The sequence below is a fragment of the Kitasatospora sp. A2-31 genome, from assembly GCF_022288725.1.
Classification (GTDB): domain Bacteria; phylum Actinomycetota; class Actinomycetes; order Streptomycetales; family Streptomycetaceae; genus Kitasatospora.
This window is the reverse complement of the sequence record NZ_JAKNTA010000015.1, coordinates 129,078-148,672: the sequence shown is the minus strand read 5'-3', so window position 1 is coordinate 148,672 and position 19,595 is coordinate 129,078. Positions and strand designations below refer to the sequence as shown.

21 protein-coding genes are annotated in these 19,595 nt (G+C 69.8%); 12 read left to right on the top strand and 9 right to left on the bottom strand.

Annotated features, from left to right (window positions below; genetic code table 11):
* Nucleotides 1-167 precede the first annotated feature (167 nt).
* Both MCM47_RS32200 and aspS read left to right on the top strand, forming a co-directional pair.
* A complete protein-coding gene (locus MCM47_RS32200; RefSeq protein ID WP_238949471.1) occupies nt 168-761 on the top strand; it encodes a DUF4291 domain-containing protein in 594 nt (197 codons plus the stop codon).
* A 568-nt stretch (nt 762-1,329) separates the two neighbouring features.
* Complete coding sequence (aspS, locus tag MCM47_RS32195; protein WP_238949469.1) at nt 1,330-2,646, top strand: aspartate--tRNA(Asn) ligase; 1,317 nt, start codon at nt 1,330-1,332, stop codon at nt 2,644-2,646.
* A 231-nt stretch (nt 2,647-2,877) separates the two neighbouring features.
* Here the strand turns inward: aspS and MCM47_RS32190 are convergent, their stop codons facing one another.
* Nucleotides 2,878-3,030 carry a hypothetical protein gene (locus tag MCM47_RS32190; RefSeq protein ID WP_238949466.1) on the bottom strand — a complete coding sequence of 51 codons (153 nt, stop codon included), beginning with the start codon at nt 3,028-3,030 and terminating at the stop codon, nt 2,878-2,880.
* Nucleotides 3,031-3,185: 155 nt separating this feature from the next.
* On the opposite strand from MCM47_RS32190, the gene MCM47_RS32185 reads away from it, so the two are divergent.
* From MCM47_RS32185 to MCM47_RS32175, 3 genes are all read left to right on the top strand, one after another.
* On the top strand, nt 3,186-4,280 hold the full coding sequence (locus tag MCM47_RS32185) for a barstar family protein (protein ID WP_238949464.1): 1,095 nt from the start codon (nt 3,186-3,188) through the stop codon (nt 4,278-4,280).
* Between the two features lie 479 nt (nt 4,281-4,759).
* On the top strand, nt 4,760-5,191 hold the full coding sequence (locus tag MCM47_RS32180; RefSeq protein WP_238949560.1) for an Imm1 family immunity protein: 432 nt from the start codon (nt 4,760-4,762) through the stop codon (nt 5,189-5,191).
* A gap of 644 nt (nt 5,192-5,835) precedes the next feature.
* The gene (locus MCM47_RS32175; RefSeq protein ID WP_238949462.1) at nt 5,836-6,573 is read left to right on the top strand and encodes an alpha/beta hydrolase; all 738 of its coding nucleotides are present in this window, start codon (nt 5,836-5,838) and stop codon (nt 6,571-6,573) included.
* A gap of 243 nt (nt 6,574-6,816) precedes the next feature.
* Here MCM47_RS32175 and MCM47_RS32170 read toward each other — a convergent pair whose 3' ends face one another.
* A complete protein-coding gene (locus MCM47_RS32170; RefSeq protein WP_238949460.1) occupies nt 6,817-7,404 on the bottom strand; it encodes an SMI1/KNR4 family protein in 588 nt (195 codons plus the stop codon).
* Here MCM47_RS32170 and MCM47_RS32165 point away from each other — a divergent pair.
* Complete coding sequence (locus MCM47_RS32165) at nt 7,403-7,678, top strand: hypothetical protein (RefSeq protein ID WP_238949458.1); 276 nt, start codon at nt 7,403-7,405, stop codon at nt 7,676-7,678. The two genes, MCM47_RS32170 and MCM47_RS32165, sit on opposite strands and share 2 nt — an antisense overlap.
* 57 nt (nt 7,679-7,735) lie before the next feature.
* On the opposite strand, the gene MCM47_RS43520 is transcribed toward MCM47_RS32165, so the two are convergent.
* On the bottom strand, nt 7,736-8,851 hold the full coding sequence (locus MCM47_RS43520) for an SMI1/KNR4 family protein (protein WP_238949455.1): 1,116 nt from the start codon (nt 8,849-8,851) through the stop codon (nt 7,736-7,738).
* 724 nt (nt 8,852-9,575) lie between these two features.
* On the opposite strand from MCM47_RS43520, the gene MCM47_RS32155 reads away from it, so the two are divergent.
* Nucleotides 9,576-10,043 (top strand): hypothetical protein, encoded by a 468-nt coding sequence (locus MCM47_RS32155; RefSeq protein WP_238949453.1) that lies wholly within the window; start codon nt 9,576-9,578, stop codon nt 10,041-10,043.
* 497 nt (nt 10,044-10,540) lie between these two features.
* On the opposite strand, the gene MCM47_RS32150 is transcribed toward MCM47_RS32155, so the two are convergent.
* Complete coding sequence (locus MCM47_RS32150; protein WP_238949451.1) at nt 10,541-11,095, bottom strand: hypothetical protein; 555 nt, start codon at nt 11,093-11,095, stop codon at nt 10,541-10,543.
* A gap of 265 nt (nt 11,096-11,360) precedes the next feature.
* Between MCM47_RS32150 and MCM47_RS32145 the strand changes: the two genes are divergently transcribed.
* Together MCM47_RS32145 and MCM47_RS32140 are read left to right on the top strand one after the other, a co-directional pair.
* Nucleotides 11,361-11,765 (top strand): hypothetical protein, encoded by a 405-nt coding sequence (locus MCM47_RS32145; protein WP_238949449.1) that lies wholly within the window; start codon nt 11,361-11,363, stop codon nt 11,763-11,765.
* A 986-nt stretch (nt 11,766-12,751) separates the two neighbouring features.
* Entirely contained in the window at nt 12,752-12,901 is a 150-nt protein-coding gene (locus tag MCM47_RS32140) for a hypothetical protein (protein WP_238949446.1), read from the top strand.
* 66 nt (nt 12,902-12,967) lie between these two features.
* On the opposite strand, the gene MCM47_RS32135 is transcribed toward MCM47_RS32140, so the two are convergent.
* A complete protein-coding gene (locus MCM47_RS32135) occupies nt 12,968-13,306 on the bottom strand; it encodes a DUF1330 domain-containing protein (protein ID WP_238949444.1) in 339 nt (112 codons plus the stop codon).
* 184 nt (nt 13,307-13,490) lie between these two features.
* Here MCM47_RS32135 and MCM47_RS32130 point away from each other — a divergent pair, with 184 nt between their 5' ends.
* Entirely contained in the window at nt 13,491-13,922 is a 432-nt protein-coding gene (locus MCM47_RS32130; RefSeq protein ID WP_238949442.1) for a GNAT family N-acetyltransferase, read from the top strand.
* A gap of 194 nt (nt 13,923-14,116) precedes the next feature.
* Here MCM47_RS32130 and MCM47_RS32125 read toward each other — a convergent pair whose 3' ends face one another.
* Both MCM47_RS32125 and MCM47_RS32120 read right to left on the bottom strand, forming a co-directional pair.
* Nucleotides 14,117-14,506, bottom strand: coding sequence for a peptidoglycan-binding protein (locus MCM47_RS32125; RefSeq protein WP_238949441.1), 390 nt, complete (start codon nt 14,504-14,506; stop codon nt 14,117-14,119).
* Between the two features lie 232 nt (nt 14,507-14,738).
* Complete coding sequence (locus tag MCM47_RS32120; protein ID WP_238949438.1) at nt 14,739-16,493, bottom strand: penicillin-binding transpeptidase domain-containing protein; 1,755 nt, start codon at nt 16,491-16,493, stop codon at nt 14,739-14,741.
* Nucleotides 16,494-16,753: 260 nt separating this feature from the next.
* On the opposite strand from MCM47_RS32120, the gene MCM47_RS32115 reads away from it, so the two are divergent.
* Nucleotides 16,754-17,188 carry a MarR family winged helix-turn-helix transcriptional regulator gene (locus MCM47_RS32115; protein ID WP_238949436.1) on the top strand — a complete coding sequence of 145 codons (435 nt, stop codon included), beginning with the start codon at nt 16,754-16,756 and terminating at the stop codon, nt 17,186-17,188.
* Nucleotides 17,185-17,697, top strand: coding sequence for a hypothetical protein (locus MCM47_RS32110; protein WP_238949434.1), 513 nt, complete (start codon nt 17,185-17,187; stop codon nt 17,695-17,697). The genes MCM47_RS32115 and MCM47_RS32110 overlap by 4 nt, the downstream gene beginning before the upstream one ends.
* 30 nt (nt 17,698-17,727) lie before the next feature.
* Here the strand turns inward: MCM47_RS32110 and MCM47_RS32105 are convergent, their stop codons facing one another.
* Together MCM47_RS32105 and MCM47_RS32100 are read right to left on the bottom strand one after the other, a co-directional pair.
* A complete protein-coding gene (locus MCM47_RS32105; protein WP_238949430.1) occupies nt 17,728-18,354 on the bottom strand; it encodes a 2'-5' RNA ligase family protein in 627 nt (208 codons plus the stop codon).
* A gap of 245 nt (nt 18,355-18,599) precedes the next feature.
* Entirely contained in the window at nt 18,600-19,595 is a 996-nt protein-coding gene (locus MCM47_RS32100) for a hypothetical protein (protein ID WP_238949583.1), read from the bottom strand.

Here is a 19,595-nt window from a genome sequence, read left to right as displayed (position 1 = left end):
CCTGGCCGCGCAGATCGACGTAGACACCCACCCGAACATCGACCCAGCAGAGATGCCTCCCACCGACGCCGAGCCCGGAAAGCCTGACCTCGCTCAGTGCTCAACCAGTCTCATCCCACCTGGTAATTCGATGGCGCGAGACGCACCCAACATCGACTCTGGTCACCGTGTCAGAACCCAAGCATCAGATCCGCGCCCTCCACACGGCCACCAGCGTGACGGTCTACCAGGCATACGCACCGGAGATCGGCCTGCCCGCCGCACTCGACGGCCGGTTTCCCGCGACCTGGCAGCGGGACCGAATGACGTGGATCAAGCCGTCGTTCCTCTGGATGATGTATCGCTGCGGATGGGCTGCCAAGGAAGGCCAGGAGACCGTCCTCGCGATCGAAATCACCCGAGAGGGCTTCGACTGGGCCTTGGAAAACGCCTGCCTGGCCCACTACGAGCACGGGCTGCATCCCGACCGCGCCACCTGGAAACGCCAGCTCAAGCGAGCTCCGGCCCGAGTGCAGTGGGACCCCGAACGCGACCTGCACCTACAACCGCTTGCTCACCGCTCCCTGCAACTCGGCCTCGCCGGCGAAGCCGCCGAGCGCTACGCGGAGGAGTGGATCGTCTCGATCAGCGACGTCACCACGCTCGCGCACACGATCCATGCCCACGTCAGGGACGGAGCTCTGGACGCCGCCCACCAACTCCTCCCCGCAGAACGCCCTTACCCGGCGAGCGCCAGGCTTCTGGCTCATCTGCGCGGCTGAGTCTTCACCGACGATCTGGGCTGCAGACTCCTCGTTCCTGCACCGCCTGCCTGGGCGGCTCACGACGATCTAATACGCGATGCCATCAGTATTCCGCAGTTCAGACGCATGGCGGGTGAGGGCTACCGGTGTGGCGTTCGGTTTGGCGTCACGGTGATGGATATCCGAACGGCTGGATTGAAAGGTGTGCTGGTAGTCGAAGCTTCCCTGTAGAGGTCAGAGTCGGCTTGTCGGCCGAATGTGGGCCAGCGGGGCGCGTGTTGCTGTTTTGCGTTGCGTGGGCAGATCGGAGTCTCTATCCTCGTCGGCAACGCGTTGACGGAGACGAGTAGCCGAGGACCACGCGAGCAGAGAGAGCCGCCGGAAGCTGGGAAGGCGGACTCGTGCCCGAGGTGAAGACCCTCCCGAGTGCGGGGAGGAACGGCCTTCGGGTCCGATGCCCCGCCGGTTCGCCCCCGTCACAGGGCTGAACGAGACCGCCTTCAGGCGGTGAAAGTGCGGTGGCACCGCGAGTTCCCTTCTCGCCCGCACTCCCAAGGGATCATGACGACAGCTTTGGAGAGCTGCGATGATCCACACCACAACCCGCGTCCTCACCTCCGCCTTACCGGGTCACCTCGGCCGGACCGTCTCCGTCTCGGGCTGGGTGCACGCGCTCCGCCTCCAGCGGACGATGCAGTTCCTCGTCCTGCGGGACCACTCCGGTATGACACAGGTGACCCACCGCCGCGACGGCGGCCCTCTCGACGCCCTCCTCGACTCACTCACCCCCGAGTCCGCCGTACGGATCTCGGGGCGCGTGGTAGAGGCGCCCCAGGTAAAGCTGGGCGGCCTGGAGATCGTGCCGGAGAACATCGAGGTACTGAACCGCGCGGAGACGCCGCTGCCGATCGACGACCGGTCGGGCCCGGAGCACCGGCTCGACTGGCGGTTCCTCGACATTCGCAGGCGTCCGCAGGCCGGCCTTCTGTTCGCCGTGCAGACCACATTCGAGCAGGGGCTGCGCGAGTACGCCGCCCGGCAAGGCTGCACCGAGCTGCACACCCCCAAACTGATGGGCAGCGCGTCCGAGTCCGGTGCGGAGGTGTTCAGGCTCGGGTACTTCGACCGCTCCGCCTACCTCGCCCAGTCGCCGCAGTTCTACAAGCAGATGGCCGTGGCCGCCGGCATTGACCGTGTGTTCGAGATCGGGCCGGTCTTCCGGGCTGAGCCGTCCTTCACCTCCCGCCATGCCACGGAGTTCACCGGCGTGGACGTGGAACTGTCGTGGATCGACGACGTCGAGGAGGTGATGGCCTTCGAGGAGCGGATGCTCGCCCATGCCGTCGCCAGAGTCGCCGAGGCGCACGGCGAGAGCATCCGTGCGGTGTTCGGCGTCGAGGTGGTGGTGCCACAGGTGCCGTTCCCCCGCATCACCATGGCGCGGGCGCAGAAGGTCCTGCGAGCAGGGGGGTGGGACCCGGAAGGAGTGAAGGAGGACCTGGACCCGGACGGCGAACGCCGCATCGCCGCCTGGGCGCGGGAGCGCTTCGGCCATGAGTTCCTGTTCGTCACCCACTATCCGGCAAGCGTTCGGCCCTTCTACCACATGCGCCCGGCCGACCGGCCCGACCTCACGCTCAGCTTCGACCTGCTCTGGAAGGGACTGGAAGTCACCACCGGCGCTCAGCGCGAACACCGCTCGGACGTCCTGCTCAAGCAGACCGAGGAGAAGGGCGTGGACACCGGGTCGATGCAGGACTACCTGAACGTCTTCCGCTTCGGATGCCCGCCCCACGGCGGCTTCGGCGCGGGCCTGAGCCGGCTCCTGATGGTGATGCTCGGCCTGGACTCGATCCGGGAGGCGGTGTTCCTCTTCCGCGGCCCCAACCGGCTGACCCCCTGAGCAGAGCCCCGTCCGTCTGCACGCCCGTTTCCCCATCCACACTGCGGCCTCGCGATGGGATGGGGAAACGGCAGGTCACGCGGCAAGCGCGACCGGACCGGTTTCCGTTCCCGCGGCGCGACTGCGGGCGAGCCGGCGGGTCATGAGAGTGATGGCGCTCCAGAGGAGGTGGGCCTCGGCGTAGGCAGGCAGGCGTTCGTAATCACGGCAGTTACAGCGCGCTCGCATAAACTACGCCAGACTGCGTTCCACCACCCAGCGGCGGGGCAGCACGATGAAGCCCTGACCGTCCGGCGGCCGCCGGACGATCTTGAGAGTGTTGCCAAGCTCCCGCATCGCCCAATCGACGAGTTCGCCCGCGTAGGCGGAATCCGCCCAGATCACCGTGATCTGTACGGGCGGCTGTGGGACCTGGTCGAGGGCCTGGACGCGTTTCCGCGGGGGATCGCTTGTGTACGGGTGGTCAATGACCGCGATGCTCCGAGGCGCCGTGACCATCTACAGGGGAAATGGCTTCGCCGCGGGGTCCTGGTCACGGCATGATTCCGGTCGTGCATGAGGACGGAAGCCATCGCGCGCGGATGCGGTACACGCTGGTCGAGACGGAGCACGGCCGTGCCTGGGGCGTCTGCGCCGAGGCGGAAGGGCTGTTCGGGGAATCCCAGCGCGGGACCTACGAGCTGTTCGGCTGGGTTCCCCAAACGGAGGTACGCAGTTGGGTCGGCAGCCGGGTGTGGTTGGTGCCGGAAGACAAGGCGCTTGATTCCTGGCTGTTGGAGGACACGGAGAGCCTGGGGCAGCAGCCCGGGACGGACAGTCTCGTGCTCACTGGCCTGGACGACTACGAAGGACCACCCGAGGGATACCGGGGCCCGGTACGAGTGCACGACGGGCACCGATGGCTGGGCTCCTGTCGGGAATTCACCCGCGTCCTGCCAGCGAAACGGTCGGCGCCCCCGCTCGTCCTTCGGGGGCTCGCCCCGGGGGAACAACTTCAGGCGGCGTTGAGGAAGGGCACCCGGCAGGCGCTGGACCTGGAGCAGGCAGCCTTGGAGATAAGGGACGACCGGGGCGAGCCGCTCACCGATCGACTGCTGTGGACCAGAATCAGGGGCTGGCGCCCATCCTCCCTCGGGATGGATCTGATCGACCTGGAGCTCGACGGGGGACTCTTTTCGCCCGTTCCCGAATACGCCCGGCCCATCTGGGAACGGTGGTTCGCCCGGCCGCCGGACACCCTGGGTGCCTGGGTCGACCTCGACACCCGGCGCCGCGGGGCCTGGCTCGACCTCGTCCGTGAACGGGCCTGCTGGCGAACCCTCCGCGATCGGCCAGCTGGTCACGCCTACGAACTCGACGGCCGGCACATCACCGACGAACCCGGCCTCTACCTGGCCCTCGGCGAGGCGGTGAACGGGCCGGGCGGCTACTTCGGCGGCTGCTTGGACGCCCTCGTCGACTGCCTGCGCGGCACCTTCGGATACACCGCCCCTGCAAGCCTGCTGTGGTGGGACGCCGCGACCGCAAGGGAACACCTCTCCCGGGTACTGACGCCGGACGGCCAGTCCTACGACCTCTTTACGGAAGTCCTCGATGTCCTGGCCGAAAGAGGTATGAACGTCACCCTGGCCTGAGCCGCGGGCCGCCTGCGGGTCATCGTCCCTCCCCGATGGCTCTGATCCTCGCGCGTCGTGCTGTTGTCGTCGATGGGGACGTACGGTCCGCAGGTGCTGCGACTTGGAGCCTGGTCAACCCACTTCACGATGCGGGACCTGCCCGAGCCGGTACATCCAGCTTTCACACCTACTACGTCTCGGCCGGCGACATACCGGTCCTCGTCCACAACTTCACCTGCTTCGACCCGCTCGTTGAAGCCGCTAAGTCCAAGCTCCCCCAATGGGCCGGCGGATGGACAACCGGATTCGCCAGAGGAAACAAGGGGTCCCGGGATGGCTACAGCGTGCTCAGCGGCGTGGACAACGCAACAGGCCGTGAACTGGTCGGCCCTCGACACCCTACTGGGCGACAAGACGCTCGTGGTACATTACCCGGATCCAAAGAAACCTGGCGAGTGGACCAAGAACTCGCACGGGAGGGATTAGGCCAAGTGGAAATGATCAAGGGTATTGAGGCCCGATACAAAGAAGGTCACGGTAAGAGCCCGGCCATTATCACCACTGTCGAGGGAGTCGATGAGCTCATCGACGACCTCCTGGCCGGGGAGGACACGTTCTCCACACTGGCCGAGGCCTACTCGCTTGACCGGGGCCCGTCGCCTTCCGGATATCCAGGACACCAACTCCTGGTTGGCGTAAAGAAGAGTCTCAATCTGGGAATCGTGTCCTACATGGATGAGGATGGAAACGTCTCATCGGTCGGGTCGCCGGAGACACGAGTGAAGCCCACTTACCATTTCATGTGGCATATGACGGAATTCTTTGATCACTCGGAAGTTCCTATCCCACTCGTTCGTCAAGCAGTGAAGGAGTTTCTGCTTTCTGGCGGTCGGCGTCCCAGTTGCGTCGAATGGCAGCCACAAGATTAGGTCTGAGGTTTGTGACGGCCCGCCGGTTCTTCCGGCTGGCCGTTTCGGTCTCCTCTGATGAATTATCGATGCACCTTCGGCCGCGTGGAATACCGGAACGACGATCGACGCTAAGCACCATGATCGCAGCCCACCCCTGTCCCACCTCAGACGGCAGCTCCAGCGACTGCGCCGCAGACAACTGCTGCGGACGACATGATCCAGGCAGGGCCATAGGAACGGATCTCTTCAGGGATACTGCCAGTGCTCAACGACGACAGCAGGGGCTGGAGCTGGAGGAACTCCCGCTGCCAGGTCCGCGGACGGCTGCGTCGTCGTCAGGCAGGGCCCGGCAAGGCACCTCTCACGTCCCAATACAGGGCTACGGCCCCAGCACCGCCCGCGGCAGCCAGCGAGGCCAGCCCCGGGTCGTCCACCGAAACGGCCTGCTTCGTCAGCTGATACGTCATCTCCTGGTCCGCGCTGTGGCGGCAACCGTTTGGCGGACCACGAAGATGACTGCTACGTTTCCCGAGGCCGTGCGAGAGAACGAGGAGGTGGTACCCGTGAACGCAGTATCGACATGGGTGCTCCCCTCCGGGGTCACGGTCGGGCGATAGGTCGTCCGGGAGCGCCGTTCCACAGCACTGCCGAAAGGCACGACCGTGCACTTCACTTCTGAGCAGCGTTTCGACGACGGTGTCCTCGAGCGCGAATTCACCCTCGGCGAGATCCCCGGCTTCCTGTGGACGCCCGAGTCCGCGTCCGCACCGGCGCCGCTGATCCTGATCAGCCCGCCGCCGCTCGGACTGGGCAAGACGTACCCCCGGCTCGCGGCGCGGGCCCGCTACTACGCGGCGGAGTACGGCTTCGCCGTGGCCACCATCGAGCTCCCCGGCAGCGGTGACCGGCCCCGTCTGGCCGCCCTCGACCAGGCCCGCGCCGACCTGCGCCGGGTGATCGGGGCCGGTGAGCCGGTCAGCGGCGAAATCGTCGACGCCCTCATCCTCCCGTTGGTCGAGGAGGCAGTCCCGGAATGGCAGGCCACCCTGGACGCCCTTCTTGCGCTGCCCGAGATCGGCGGCCCGGTCGGGTATGAGGGGGGCATCATTTCCATCGGCGTCCGGCTGGCCGCGGTCGAGCCGCGCATCTCGGCCGCCGGTCTCTTCGCCGGGAGCCTCGTGCCCGCCGCCATGTTCGAGGAGGCCCGCGAGGTCACCGTTCCGCTGCAGATCCTGCTGCAGTGGGATGACGAAGGGAACGACCGACAGGCGGCTCTGAACCTGTTCGACGCCTTCGGATCCAAGGAGAAGACCCTGCACGCCAACATGGGCGGGCACACCGGCGTCCCGCAGTACGAACTCGACGCCGGGGCCCGGTTCTTCGTCCGGCACCTGAAGTGAGGCCGGGCCGCCGGGCCACCGGCAGACGATAAGCCGAGCTGGCCAGGATGCTGTTCGTCGAGGGCAGGTCCTGGCGTTCTTCTGCTGTTTGCCGCGGGCCCCTGCCAACCCGGCAGGGGCCCGCGGTGCCCAACGACATGAACTGTACGGTTTCTCCACAGCTTCGAGTGCCGCCCAAAGTCGTGTACAAGTGCTGTCGGTTCTCGGGTTCTGGCTCACTGTCCGTGAAGTGGTTACGGAGAGTCATATCTTCGGGGCCATGCGATGGCGGTTTGGATGGGCGCGAAGTTGGGGTGAGGTAAGTTCGAGGGCCCGGTTGTCGCGTCCGGCGCTCATGTGGTTGAGCCAGCGTTCGTACCAGTCGAGGAAGTCGGTGGCGGAGGAGACGTGGGGGCCCCAGAACCCGTCGCTGTTGCCGATGAGGACGCGGCCGGTGAGGGGACCGGTCACCGCGATGACGCATACGTCGGTGCAGCCCATTTCGATGACGTGGAGGAAGAGGTCGCGTTCGTGACGCCCGGACTCTGCGTCGTCGAATCCGCGGGGTGCCCCCCGTTCCTCACGCGGGTTCATGACCAGCAGGGAACACCGCTCCAGCGGCATGAGGCCATATAACGGCGCCGTGCCTGAGCCGCCGATGTGCGTGAGGAACTGCCGGTAGGCGTCGGGCAGGGCGATGTCGTGCTCGGCCTCGAACGCGGCGACGCGTGCTTCTGCCAGCTTCGGACCGAGGCGGAACTGGTGTTGCTCTTCTCCGAAGGAATGGCTGCGCAGTGGCTGGAACGGGATCGCGGCCAGCTTGCGACGCAGGCGGGGTATGCGGGGATCCATGGTGCATCTTCTCTCGTCCCCGTCACCCTATGGGTGGCTGTGGTCAGCTGGCCAGGAGAACCCCGAGGCCGCCCACGAACTGCGCACCGCGCTGGCCACCCTGCGCCTGGTGGTCGAAAGCGGCGCTGCCTCGCCCACCCGCGCGCCCGCAGCCGTCAACGAAGCGCTCCGCCTCGTTGACCTCCTGGGCCTGCTCGTCACCGGGCTGCTGGCCCGGGCCCGCGTCGAGGCCGGCGCCCAGGAGGTCGAGCTCACCCCGATGCGACTTGGGTGATTGCGTGGATGGACTCAACTGCCACTCAGGCCGAGGGTGCCGGACATACGGAAGGCGTCACCGCTGCCACGGCCGAGTCGGGCCGACCAGGCCAGCGCGTCGTCGAAACTGACATCGGCACCCGCCAGACGCGCGGCAGCGAGGTTGGGCGGTACCCCCGTTGCAGTCGAAGTCGACCTCGGGCTCCGGGAAGAGGAGGGAGCCGTCCCGCACCTCGTAGGCGCCTTCTTCCAGCAGGTCCAGGTAGTGGCCGAGCAGTGAGGTCACCGAGTCCGCGACGTACTCCGGGCTGTGGTCATAGTCGCGGCCCATCTGGATGACTTGACCAGGTCGGCCCTTGCAGGCGGGGGCGGTGTCCACGGCCAGGAAGTTACCGTCCTGGCCGGAGGCGAAGGGCAGCCAGCCCGGGTGCCCGCCACAGCGACGGACGGTGTCGGCGGGGTCGGCATCGAAGACGACCGCGTCCCACTCCAAGTCCCACCCGAACCAGAGTGGTTCACTCCATTCGGCCTGGGATGCGACGAGGCCTTCCAGCGACAGCCAGAGGTTGTTGCCGAACAGGTGGAGGTTCTCGTAGCCGTTGCCGTCGCCGTCGGCGATCAGGTACAGCGCCCGAAGGTCGGCGGGCAGCGGGGTGACGAGGCGGCGTTCGGCTTCGTCGAGTGCGGTGGCCGATGCGGGTGGCGGCAGTTGCTCGGGCTGCCCCAGGATCGACGCGCGGCGCTCCATGTACGCGTGGAACCGCGCCACCGCCAGGTACGGATCGCCAGCCGGGCCGGCCGTTCCCGGCTCCTGTCGGAAGCCCGGTTGGGGCAGCCGGTAGTCGTGGTCGAGCACGACCTGGAAGCCTGCGCCGTACCCGTGGGCGTTGGTGACCGCATCCGGGAATGCGACGAGGTCGAACTCTCCCGTTGGCCGCCACCGAACTTCCATGCCGGCGTGCTCCCAGCCCCGGCTGGCGCGAATGGCCTCCGCCAGGTTCAACAGCTCGGGGTAGAAGTCGTAGCGGACGAACGGCTGCCAGGGTTCCCCGGCGACGGTGTATCCACCGGACCTCGAGCTCACACCCACACCCGCAACGCAGTTCAGCATCGCCTCGGTCCAGCCCTCCGGCGCCCGCCTGGCGACCTCCGTGCCGATCCGCCGGACGACCTGCTCGGCCACCTCAATCACGTCCTGTTCCCCTCCTGTCGGCTTTGGCGGTCATCATCGCAGTGGGTCGTGACAGGGCACTCCACCGGTGTTCGGGCTGGTAGGCGAGAGGCCGAAGTTGGTGGCGATGGCCGCGCCGGCCGGCCTCAGCCCGCTCATCCGCGCGGTCCGACGTGGCGAGGCACGCGCGGGCAGGCCTGAAATGCTCGCTCGGCCGTACCCCCAGGACACCCGAGTTTCAGACCGGCCGCCCCACCTCGTTCGGCCCCGACGACTCGGCCAACGACCACGGACGACTGAAGCCAGCCGCTATCCCTTGCGCCACACCTGTTGCACTGCATACCTTCCTCGGTCATAGCCACTGAGCTGCGAGGACCGACTTGGAGTCCGCCCCAGGATCGGCGACCACCCGAGAACTGCTCGTCGGTGGCGGCTGGAATGCTGGGCGGGGCGGCGCCCGCCCGGGGCTCGGGCGGGGCGTCCGGGCCATGGACGACGGGGCGCTGATGAGGGGGGCGGGTGTACGGGGCGGACCACGGCGACCTCGGCCCGATGCCCGGTCACGTCTAGCGGGAACGCTGCGCCGGCCCGTTGGACGGTCCCCTGCTGTTCTCTGAACTACCCAACTTTGCGGCTCTGTTCACGATGACGGGTTGTGATTCAGCCCATTTGACTTGTCGTTCAACCACTTGATCGTCATCCACGTGTGCGGTCCGCAGCGATCGTCATGCGGAAGACTGTGCGGGTGACCCTTCCTGCTCTCCTTGCCGCTGCTGAAGAGATCAACGCTCACCTTATTGACCAGCTCAACCTCGCTCTTCGCCGACCCGGGATGTACGGGGGCGAGACGGCTCTTCGGATCCTGATTGAGCACCTGCTGTTCGTGGAACGCCGGCCCGAGGCGTGGGCCCAGCTGCAACGGGGCTGGGAAGACCGGGGACTCTGGACCTCGATCGGCATCATCGGGGCCTTCCAGGACTTGTTCCCCACACAGGCCGACTGCCATGAGATCGCCTCGGTGTATGCGGAGTCCGCGCAGCAGAGTGGCTGGCTCAAGCCCGACCGGGTTCTCACGGGGGAGGCGTACGAGGCCCTCACTGGCCGTGTCCGACGGTGGGTCGCTGCGGACCGTACCTGGGCGGACGTGACGGCGGAGTTCGGTTCTCCCCCTCTGTACGGGAAGACGCTCGGTTACCTCCCCGGGGAACCGTAGGTCTTCCACTTGTGGAACGGCAGCGGCCCACGGGCTGACTCGTGGCCACCCGAGCACGGGCAACCGCGGCTTCTCGCAGTACGCCTCGGAGTGGGTTCGTTCCGCAGGTCGTTTACCTTCACCCCCGAGGGCGAGCGGCACAAGCCCAACGATCGGTGATCCTCGCGGACGAACGTGCGGGCTTGACCGGTCGGCTTTCACAGGTTCCGTGCTTCGTTCGTGCGAGCGACGATCTGGTCGAACCCGGGGATACCCATGAAGACGGGGGAGGCCCTTCGCTCCTGTTGGATGTCGAGTTAGTGGAGCTTCTCCTGCGCTGCGGTGAGGCTGATGGAGAGCCCTCGACTTCGCCGAGCCAGCCCTCACGTTGGGCTTCGGCGATCCGGTCGGCGAGGTTGTCACAGATTTCAACCAGCCCGGGTCCTCTCCGCGGGGGAGATGATGAGGACGGGGCATCGGACGCAGGCTTCTCTGAACTGGGCTTGGGCGCTTGAAGCTCAGGCTGCGCCCGTCGACGTGTCGATGGATGCTGCGAAGGCCGCGAGGGTAGTGAAGTCGTCGTTCCGCAGGCCAATCCGAGGATTGACGTGGTGGAGCAAGACGGCTGCGTGGTGGTTCGCAGCCACGTGTGCAAGATCCGCGTCGCTCTGTTCGTCGTCCACCCAAGCGAACGGTCGGCCGTTGGCGTACTCCACCAATGGCTCCAACTTCCAATGAACCCCATCAGGGCGTTCGTTGAACAGGGCATCACCGAAGTCGACGAACGGCAGCTCAGGCAGACCGAGCGTAGGTCCGATCCACTTGTTCGCGTCGCTCATCCAGGTTGTGGCCCAGCAGATCTCGTATCCGAGAGCCAGCAGCGCCGGCCCGTGATCGGGGTTGAGCCATATCCGTAGTGGCCTCGTGTGGGTCCGCGGTGCCCCGTGCCCCTCAGCTGCCCCGCTCTGCTGTGGGACGCGGAGGGTGGTGTAGCCCTCGGGGCGCTTCTCGGGCTTCGCCGCATACGGATTCAGGGGTCCGTCGACGTCGAGGAACAGCAACGGCCGACTCATGGCACCCCCAATTTGCGCTCCCAATCTACCGAGCCACCGAAGCATATCCGTCGTCACGCGTTGCTGGAGCGTCCAGCGGCTGGCGTGAAGCCAGGCATCCCGAGATCGACCGCCGCGGCTGTGCGGGCTGTGGTGGCGTCCATCTGGGCGAGCTTGTCCTCGGCACCCGCGAGGCTGACTTTCGTTCCTTCGACTTCGCCGAGCCAGCCCTCACGCTCGGCCTCAGCGATGCGGGCGACGAGGTCGCCGCGCCCGGGGAGTCCCTGTGCCCGACAAGCACTCCCGCAAGAAGGCCGTCCGCGAACGGATGGCCGCCACTGGCGAGACCTACCGGCAGGCTGTGGCCGCGCTGGACCAACGGCGCTGGGCCGAGTGGAGCGCCCAGGCCATCGAACCCAGCCACGACGACGGATCCGGCTGGGGCACCTGCACGGTTCCTGACTGCCCCGAGTGCGCCGAAGGCCGACGCCGCGGCGAGGAGCAGCGCGTGGCCCATCAGGCGATGCTCGACGCCCCCCAGTGCCCCGGACCTGAGCGGTGCGTCCTGCCGGACTGTCCCGAGGGCTGCAACGAGGAGGAAGAGCTGGACTTCTCCATGTGCAGGGACTGCTGGGCCGTCGACTTGTCGGCCGACGGCGCGAACTGCCCCTCGAGCGACGCCCCGCGGTAGACCTATGGGCGTTGCTGCGGTCCCAGCGCAGAACGCCGCACCGCCAACAGCGTCACCGACGAGCACCTCGAGGTGCTGCGCCAGCTCCTCGAGTCGAAGAACGCCCTGCTGCGCCGGCATGGCCTGGACGGGGGCGCAGCAGGGGACACGTTCGTGCAGCTGACGCATGAGCTGCCGGCGTCGATCGCGGAGTGGCTAGTTGGCACCGCGCCGGAGCGCGGGGTGTCGGTGAGCGACTTCTTGACGGAAGTGGTGGAGCAGCGCCGGGGCAGCGTTGCGGCGCAGCGCCGGGAGGGGGGTGGGGTGCCCCGGGCGGACGGGGTCGAGTGGTTCAGCGTGCAGCGGCTCGCGGGGAGACGACTGGGACGCCGGCGACGACGCTGTACGGGCTGGTCGGCAGGCCGGACGGCCCCAACCCGATCCGGCTGGGTCCCAAGGGCGGACGCTTCCTCGTGCATCAGGTGGAGGCGGAGCGGTTCGCCCGTTCCCGCGGGCGCACGTTGGCGGCCTGAGACCCGACCGGGGACGGAGACCGCGTCCGGGTCGCCGTTGCTGCGCTGGAGGGTCTCGGCGGCGGTCCAGGTGCCGATGCCGGGCGCGGTCATCAGTCGTGCGTGGACGCCTGCGCTGGTCATGGCCGAGGCCTCTTCGAGTCGGGGTGCGAGTCGCACTGCAAGCTGGATGGTGTCGGCGCCGCTTGCTGTCCACCCCGGGGCGGACGGTGTTCCCGCCCCGGGCGCCGGACGGGCCCGTCGAAGCGCGGCCCGTCCTGCGCGGGCCCGTATTTCGCTCGTATCGGTCGACGGCGGCGGGCGTTTCGGTAGCGTGGTCGGGGAAAGATCGTCCGGAGTCGCAGGCCTGACAGGACGGCAGTGCGGTCGGTGTGGGCGTTCCGCGATCGGATCCCCCGTCGGCGCGCACGGCTTCGTGCCGTCCTGCAGCGCCTCGCGCCCCGGACCACCCCGCCCCGCCCGAAGGGACCGCCAGTGACCTCGCGCCACCCGTTCGCGTTCGACCCCGAGACCGGCACCACCACCTGCCAGGACTGCGAGGCGACCGGCCAGCACACCGAGTCCGAGGAGGAGGCCGCCCTCTGGCACTCCGCCCACCGGCCCTTCTGTGCCCCGTCCCGGTAGGAACGCCGGCCCCGAGGCGCACGCGGTAGCGGTCGAGGAGGTGAGCGCGGTAGCTGCGCCGGCAGGTCAGTGCTTCAGGGCGTCGGCGCCCCGGTAGCCGGTGGGCGTGCCGTGGGCGAAGGCGACGTCGGCGGTCATGTGACGGGTGCGCAGGGGCAGGATCTCCTGGTACTCGGGGGAGTCGTACCAGGCGCGCAGCCGGTCGTGGTCGGGGAACTCGATGATGATGAGGTCCTTCCCCCAGCTGCCCTCGACCGCCTCGACCTGGCCCCCGTGGACGAGGAACCGGCCGCCGAAGGGCTCCAGGGTGGCGTCGATGCGCTGGAGGTACTCGACGATGTCGGGCCCGAACTCGACGGCGTGGACGTTGGCGATCGCGTAGGCGGCCATGGGGTGCTCCTTCATCGGGGGCTCGTTCGCTGTCGTCTCCGACGGTAGGGGAGGCCGCGCGCGGTCGAATCGGTCACGGATCGGTCGTGCGCCGGTCATGCGTCGGTCGGTGGACGCTGCAGGGTGCTGCGGACGAGTGCTTGGTTCCTCCAAGTTTGTGCTTGGAATCTCCAAGTGGCCTCTCCTATGCTGTCCGTTCATGACCGCAATCAGGGAAGACGGCTACGAGCTGTCCACGGACGCGAGCCGGATCGATGTCGGCCTGGTGCACCACTGGCTGTCCACCGATGCGTACTGGGCGCTGGGTGTCAGTCGGGAGACGGTGGAGCAGGGGGTGCGTGCCTCGCTCAACTTCGGCGTCTTCGACGCCGCGGGCGCCCAGGTCGCCTACGCGCGGGTCGTCAGCGACCTGGCCACCTTCGCGTGGCTCTGCGACGTCTACGTCGCCCCCGCGCACCGCGGCAGGGGGCTGGGCACCTGGCTGGCCGGCGCCGTCCGCGACCACCTGGCCCCGTACCGGCTCCGGCGCATCCTGCTCGCCACGCAGGACGCCCACGGGGTCTACGCGAAGGCGGGCTTCACGCCGCTGCCCAACCCCGAGCGCATGATGGTCCTGAGCCGGACGTCCTGAGCCGGACGTCCTGGGCGGCAGCCTCCTCCAACCGGTCCAACCGGTCGGCTCGGGCACTGATCTGCCGTCACCGGCGCCGCGATCGCAAGTCCCGGCGCTCCGGTGAGCGGGGCGGGTGGCACGGGGGGCGGGGGCGCGCATGTGCGCGCCCCCGCCCGGTCGTCCACGGTGCTCTGCCAAGGGCGGACCGTCGATCAGGCCGATACCACCCTGGCGCACTGGTCGAGCCAGGTCTGTCGAGCCGCGTAGTCGCCGGGGATCCTGAACTGCACAGCCCAAAAGACGGAGCCGTAGATGTTGAAGCCGGTGTCGTGATCGACCACACCGGTCTGCGGCAGGCGATGCTTGGCCTGGTAGTTGATCACAGCCGTGTAGGTGGTCTGGCCGAAGGTGCCGTCGACCGTCAGGTTGGCCGCGTTCTCGAGGTTCAAACCCTGCTGGACGCAGGTGACCGCGCGGCCGGTGTCGCCAAGCTTGGCCACGACGGTACTGGTGGCGGCGCCGGCCGGCCCGGCAGCCAGGCCGATGGCGGCACCCGCGCCGAGGGCGAGGGCGGCGGCACGAAGAGCCCATGTCTTCTGCATGGATGTGTCTCCTCAGATCGACTGATAGTGCTTCAAAAGGTCTTCTTCAGCCGGGCCCGGCGAGAATCATGTTGCCCTCGTCGGCTCCGATCCGGACAGTCGATCGACCGCTCTGGCAGGAAGCTGTACGAACCACGGTTGCCGGCAGCCCGCGGGAGGCTCCAGTTGAGTGCCAGGCGCAACGGTGGTGCGGTCACGCACACGGCCGTCGGGCGGGCGCGCCGGTGGGCGGTCAGCCCTTCCCACCGGCCTTGAGGACCTGGGCGGCCGCCACGCCGGCGGCGCTGTTGCCGTGGCCGCCGCCCTCGACCTCGGCCGCGACCGCGAGGTCGCCGCGGTAGGCGATGAACCAGCTGTTGGTGCCCTTGCCGGTGCCCGTCTCGACGGTGCCGGTCTTGGCGCCGATCTGGCCGGTCAGTCCGGACATCGGGGCACGTGCGGTGCCCTGGGTCGCGGTCCTGGACATCATCGTCCGCAGGTCGCGGGCGACGCCCTCCGGCAGCTTGCCGGGCGCCGTCACCCGCTTCGCGTCCGGGACCAGGACGGGCTGGCGGAACGTTCCGCTCTGCACGGTGGCGGCGACCGAGGCCATCGCCAGCGAGTTCACCTGGACGGTGCCCTGGCCGATGAACTCGGCGGCCGCCTCGTCCTTGGTCTTCGGCACCGGGACGGTGGCGTCCCGGCTCTCGATGCCGATGTGCCACTCCAGGCCGAGGCCGAACTGCTCGCGGGCCACCGTCGAGACCGTCCCGAGCTGCAGCTTCTCCAGGCCCTTGTCGATGAAGCCGGTGTTGCAGGAGTGCGTGAAGTCGTCGGTGAGGGTGTAGTCGGGGAAGTCCCCGCGCTCGTCGTTGTGCCAGACCCGCGGGGAGTTGGTGGTGTCCTTGCACGGTACGGCGGTGTCCGGGCGGACCCCGGCCTCCAGGAGGGCCGCCGAGGTGATCACCTTCATCGTGGAGCCGGGCGGCTGCCCGCCCGAGACGGCGCGGTTGAACTGGTCCGTGGGGGAGTCCGTGGGCGAGAACGCCATCGCGAGGATGTGGCCGGTGCTCGGCTGGACGGCGACCAGCGAGGCCGGCTTCCCGCCCGCCGACTGCTGCTTTACCGCCTCCTCCGCGACCCGTTGCAGGTCGGCGTCCAGGGTGAGCCTGACCTCCGGTGCGCTCGACGGGGTGAGGACGAACAACTGCTCCGGCGCCTTCGCGGTGCCGTCGGTGATCACCACGGCCTGTCCGCCGACGGAGTCCGCACCGGCGGGCGGAGCGATCCGGGGCAGCACGGACCTGAGCGAGGGGAAGGCGTCGAGCGGCCTGCCGTTGTGGTCGGTCGGCTTCACCACGGGAGTGGGAAGCTGCCGGACGCCGATCGTCTCGCCGGTGTCGAGGTGCGGGTGGATCACGTTCGGCGCCCACCGGACGACCGCCCGGCCGTCCGCGGCCCGGATCACGCTCAGCGCGCCGTCGTACTCCCAGGCGGCGGCCGCGCCCTCGAACTCGGCCTTCACCCGGAAGCCGACGGTCGGTTCGCTCGGTGTGCCGGAGGGGGCCGGTCCCGTCGCGGTCGCGGCGAGCGAGCGCGGCTTCAGCGCCTCGCGGAACGCCGACAGTGCCGAGCGCGCCGTCTCCTGACGGTTGGTGAGGGCGGCCGCGGCCGTGACGTCGCCCCGGCCCCAGGCCGCCAGGAACTGCCGCGCCACCGCATCGGCCTCCTCGGCGGTCGGCGGCTGCTGCGCCATGGCCGCCACGGCGGTGGACTCCGGGTGGTCGCCGTCGCCCCGGGAGCCGCCCGACACGGCGTCGACCACGTTGTACGCGCCGTACCCGCCGACCGTGACCAGCCCGGCGACGACCCCGCCCAGCGCCAGCTGCCAGACCCGGCGTGAGGCCGACCGGCGCGCGGCGCCCACCTTCTCGTCGCCGTCGTACCCGATGTACTCGCTGTGCGCGGTGAGTTCGTCGAGCTCACCGTCTTCCCGATCCTCGAACAATGCTCTTCCCCCCGTGTGCTCCTGTGGCTGGCCCGACCCCCCGGAATCCCCTACCCCTCGGTCGGCCTGCCCGCCCCGTCGAGATGGTTCGGACCCGGCCCAGCCTAGACCGGACCTGATCGATTGTCAGCGGAGGGTCTGACGATCTCGAACGGGCGGTGCGTGGGCGGGCGTCCGCCGGGTGCGTCGAGGCGCCCCCGCGTCCGGCGGGGTGCCGGGCGCCTTGCCCTCGATAGAACGATTTCGTAGTATCCGAAATCATGAAGTCCGAATCCGTACCACCTGAGCGGTCGGTGCTGCTCACCCTGCAGCGTGCGACCCACGCCACGCTGCAACTGCTCGCCGCCGAGCTCGTCGACCTCGACCTGACCGCCTCCGAGATCAACGCGCTCGCCAATCTCGCCGACGGCCGGGGCCGGACCGTGTCCCAGCTGGGTGCCGCGGTCGGTACCCGCCCGACCACGCTGACCAGCGTGCTGGACCGGCTGGAACGGCGCGGCCACATCACCCGCGGTGTGCGCGCCGGCGACCGCCGGTCGGTGCTGGTCGAGCTCACCGACTCCGGGCGCGCCGCCGCGGCCCTGATCCGGCGGACGCTGGCCGATGTCGAGAGCCGCGCGCTGGCCGGGCTGCCCGCGGAGGCGGTCGCCGGCTACTACGCGGTGCTGGACGCGCTGATCGAGGAGGGCGCGTGAGCGGGGACGGTCGGGGCGCGGCGGAGGTGGTGCCGCAGTCCGCGGAACAGACCGGTGAGCGATTCGTCGTGCCGCCCGCCGAGCGGTTCGCGGGGCTGATGGCCGAGGTGATGGCTGCGGCCGAGCGGTTCGGGCACCGCCAACACGTCCACCTGACCTGGCTGGCCGTCCGGCGCCACGGCACCGCCGCCGCGGTGGACCTGGTGGGTGAGGGCATCCGGCGCACCGCCCTGGCCGCCGGGGCCCCGGAGAAGTACCACGCCACCATGACCCGGGCCTGGGTCGAGCTGGTGGGCCACCACGCAGGCCGCGCGGGGACCGCCCTCGACGGCGGCGCCGACCGCTCCGATCGCGCCGACTTCGAGGCCTTCGCCGACCGGCACCCCGAGCTGCTCGACAAGGCGCTGCTGAGCCGCTTCTACCGGACCGCGACGCTGGCGAGCGCCGAGGCCAGGGCCGGCTGGGTCGAGCCCGACCTCCGGGCCTTCCCCTGGCACGCCGAGAGGTAGCGGGCCCTGCGGCGGAGGAGGGGCCCGCGCTCAGCGGACCGCGTCGCAGTCGCCCGCGGGCCGCACCGCGCCCGTCCCCAGGCCGACTGCGAACCGCACCTCCATCGGGCCGTCGCCCCGGCGGGAGAGCACGACGAGCTCGGCGACCGGCGCCGTGGTGCTGCCCAGCAGCGCCGCCGCCTCGGCCGCGAGGACGCGCGGATCGCGCGTCCGCCCCAGCGAGAGGTGCGGCGTGAAGCCCTCCGCCCGGCCGCGGCAGCGGGGGAAGCGCTCCACCAGGGAGTCGTACAGCGCTGTCCAGGGACGGGCGCCGTCGGCCGCCGGGTCGAGCCAGACGGTGGAGTCGCGCCGGTGGCGGAAGCTGCGCACCCCTCGCAGCCGGGCGGTGAACGGGTGGTGCTCGGCCGCCGCGGCGGCCAGCAGCGGGACGGCCGCGCCGAAGTCGGACTCCGGGACGAACCCGAACAGCACGTTGACGTGGGGCGGCCAGCGGCGGATCTGCGGATCGTGCGCCCGCCGGATCTCCTGGACGGCCTCCCACAGGCCGGACGGCGGCAGCCAGGCCACCGCCGTCCGGGGGGTGGGTACGACGTCCAGGAGGCCGGGCAGGTCGTGCGGGCCGGGCAGGTCGTGCGGGTCGTGCGGGTCCGTGTCCACCCCTTCATCGTCGTACCGGGACGCCCGGCACGGCCGGCCGCCCCACCGTGTTCGGCACGCCCGGCCCGCCGTTGCCGCGGTCCCGCTCCTCCTCGGCACTGCCGACAACGGCGCCGTCGGCACCGCTGACAACGCACCGCCGGCAACGGACGCCACCGCCGGCAACGGACGCCACCGCCGGCAACGGGCGCCACCGCCGGCAACGGACGCCACCGCCGGCAACGGCGCCGCTCGCGGCGGCGTTCTCAGCCGGCCAGGGTGGTGCGGGCCTCGCGCTGCTCGCGGTCGGTGGTGGTGCGGGCCCGGTCCTGGAGGATGCGCAGGGCCTCCGGGGCCAGGCCGGCGTGGGCGGCGTCGGCCCACTGGGCGAGCAACGCGGCCGCCTGGTCGTGCAGGCGGGGATAACCGTCGGTGCCGCCCGGGTCGGCGGGGGCGAGGGGTGCGAGCCAGGTGGCGACCAGGTTGCCGGCGGGGTCGGCGGCGAAGCTCGGCGCGGACCCGCCCCCGGCGGCCCTCAGCCGGGTGAGCACCTCGCCCTGCCAGCTGCGGCGGGCACCCTCCCCACGGCTTCGCAGGACGTCGTCCGCGATCCCGTCGAAGGCGCCGGCGGGCGCGGCGGCGCGCACCAACGGATCGACGATCGCGTTCTGCTCCTGGCCGGGCGCGACGGCGGCGAGGCCGGCCGCGCCCTGGCGCAGGTCGGCGGCCCGCAGCGCGGCGTAACCCGGCGCGTCCTCGGCGAGCCCCCGCACCGCGCCGACCAGCTGCTCCTTCTGCACCGCGAAGTGGACGCCCTTCGCGTCCTGCCAGGCGTCGGCGCTCGGGCCGTCGTGCGCGGCGTAGACGTCGTCGACCCCCGTCAGCACGGCGTGCGTGTCGGCCGCGTAGTCGGCCAGGGCCTCGGCCAGCGGGCCCCGGACCTCGGGGTGGATGCGGTGGTCCGGGCGGTCGGCGAGGACGAGGACGACGGTGCGCATGGCGTGGGCCTGGGCGAGGGTGTGGACGCCGGGCCGGTCGCCGGTGGTGGCGCCGCGCAGGCCCTCCGCCAGCTCGCGGCAGGGCAGGTCGGACCGCCACACCCCGTCCAGGACGGTGCGGATCCGCCCGTCCGTGCGGAGACCGGCGCAGTCGCGGTCCGGGTCGTCGCGCCCGAGCGTCCACCAGAGGCCGAGGCCGGCCGCCGCCACCACCAGGGCGGTGGCGGCGGCAGCGGCGCGCGAGCGCCGGGGGGTCGGCAGCAC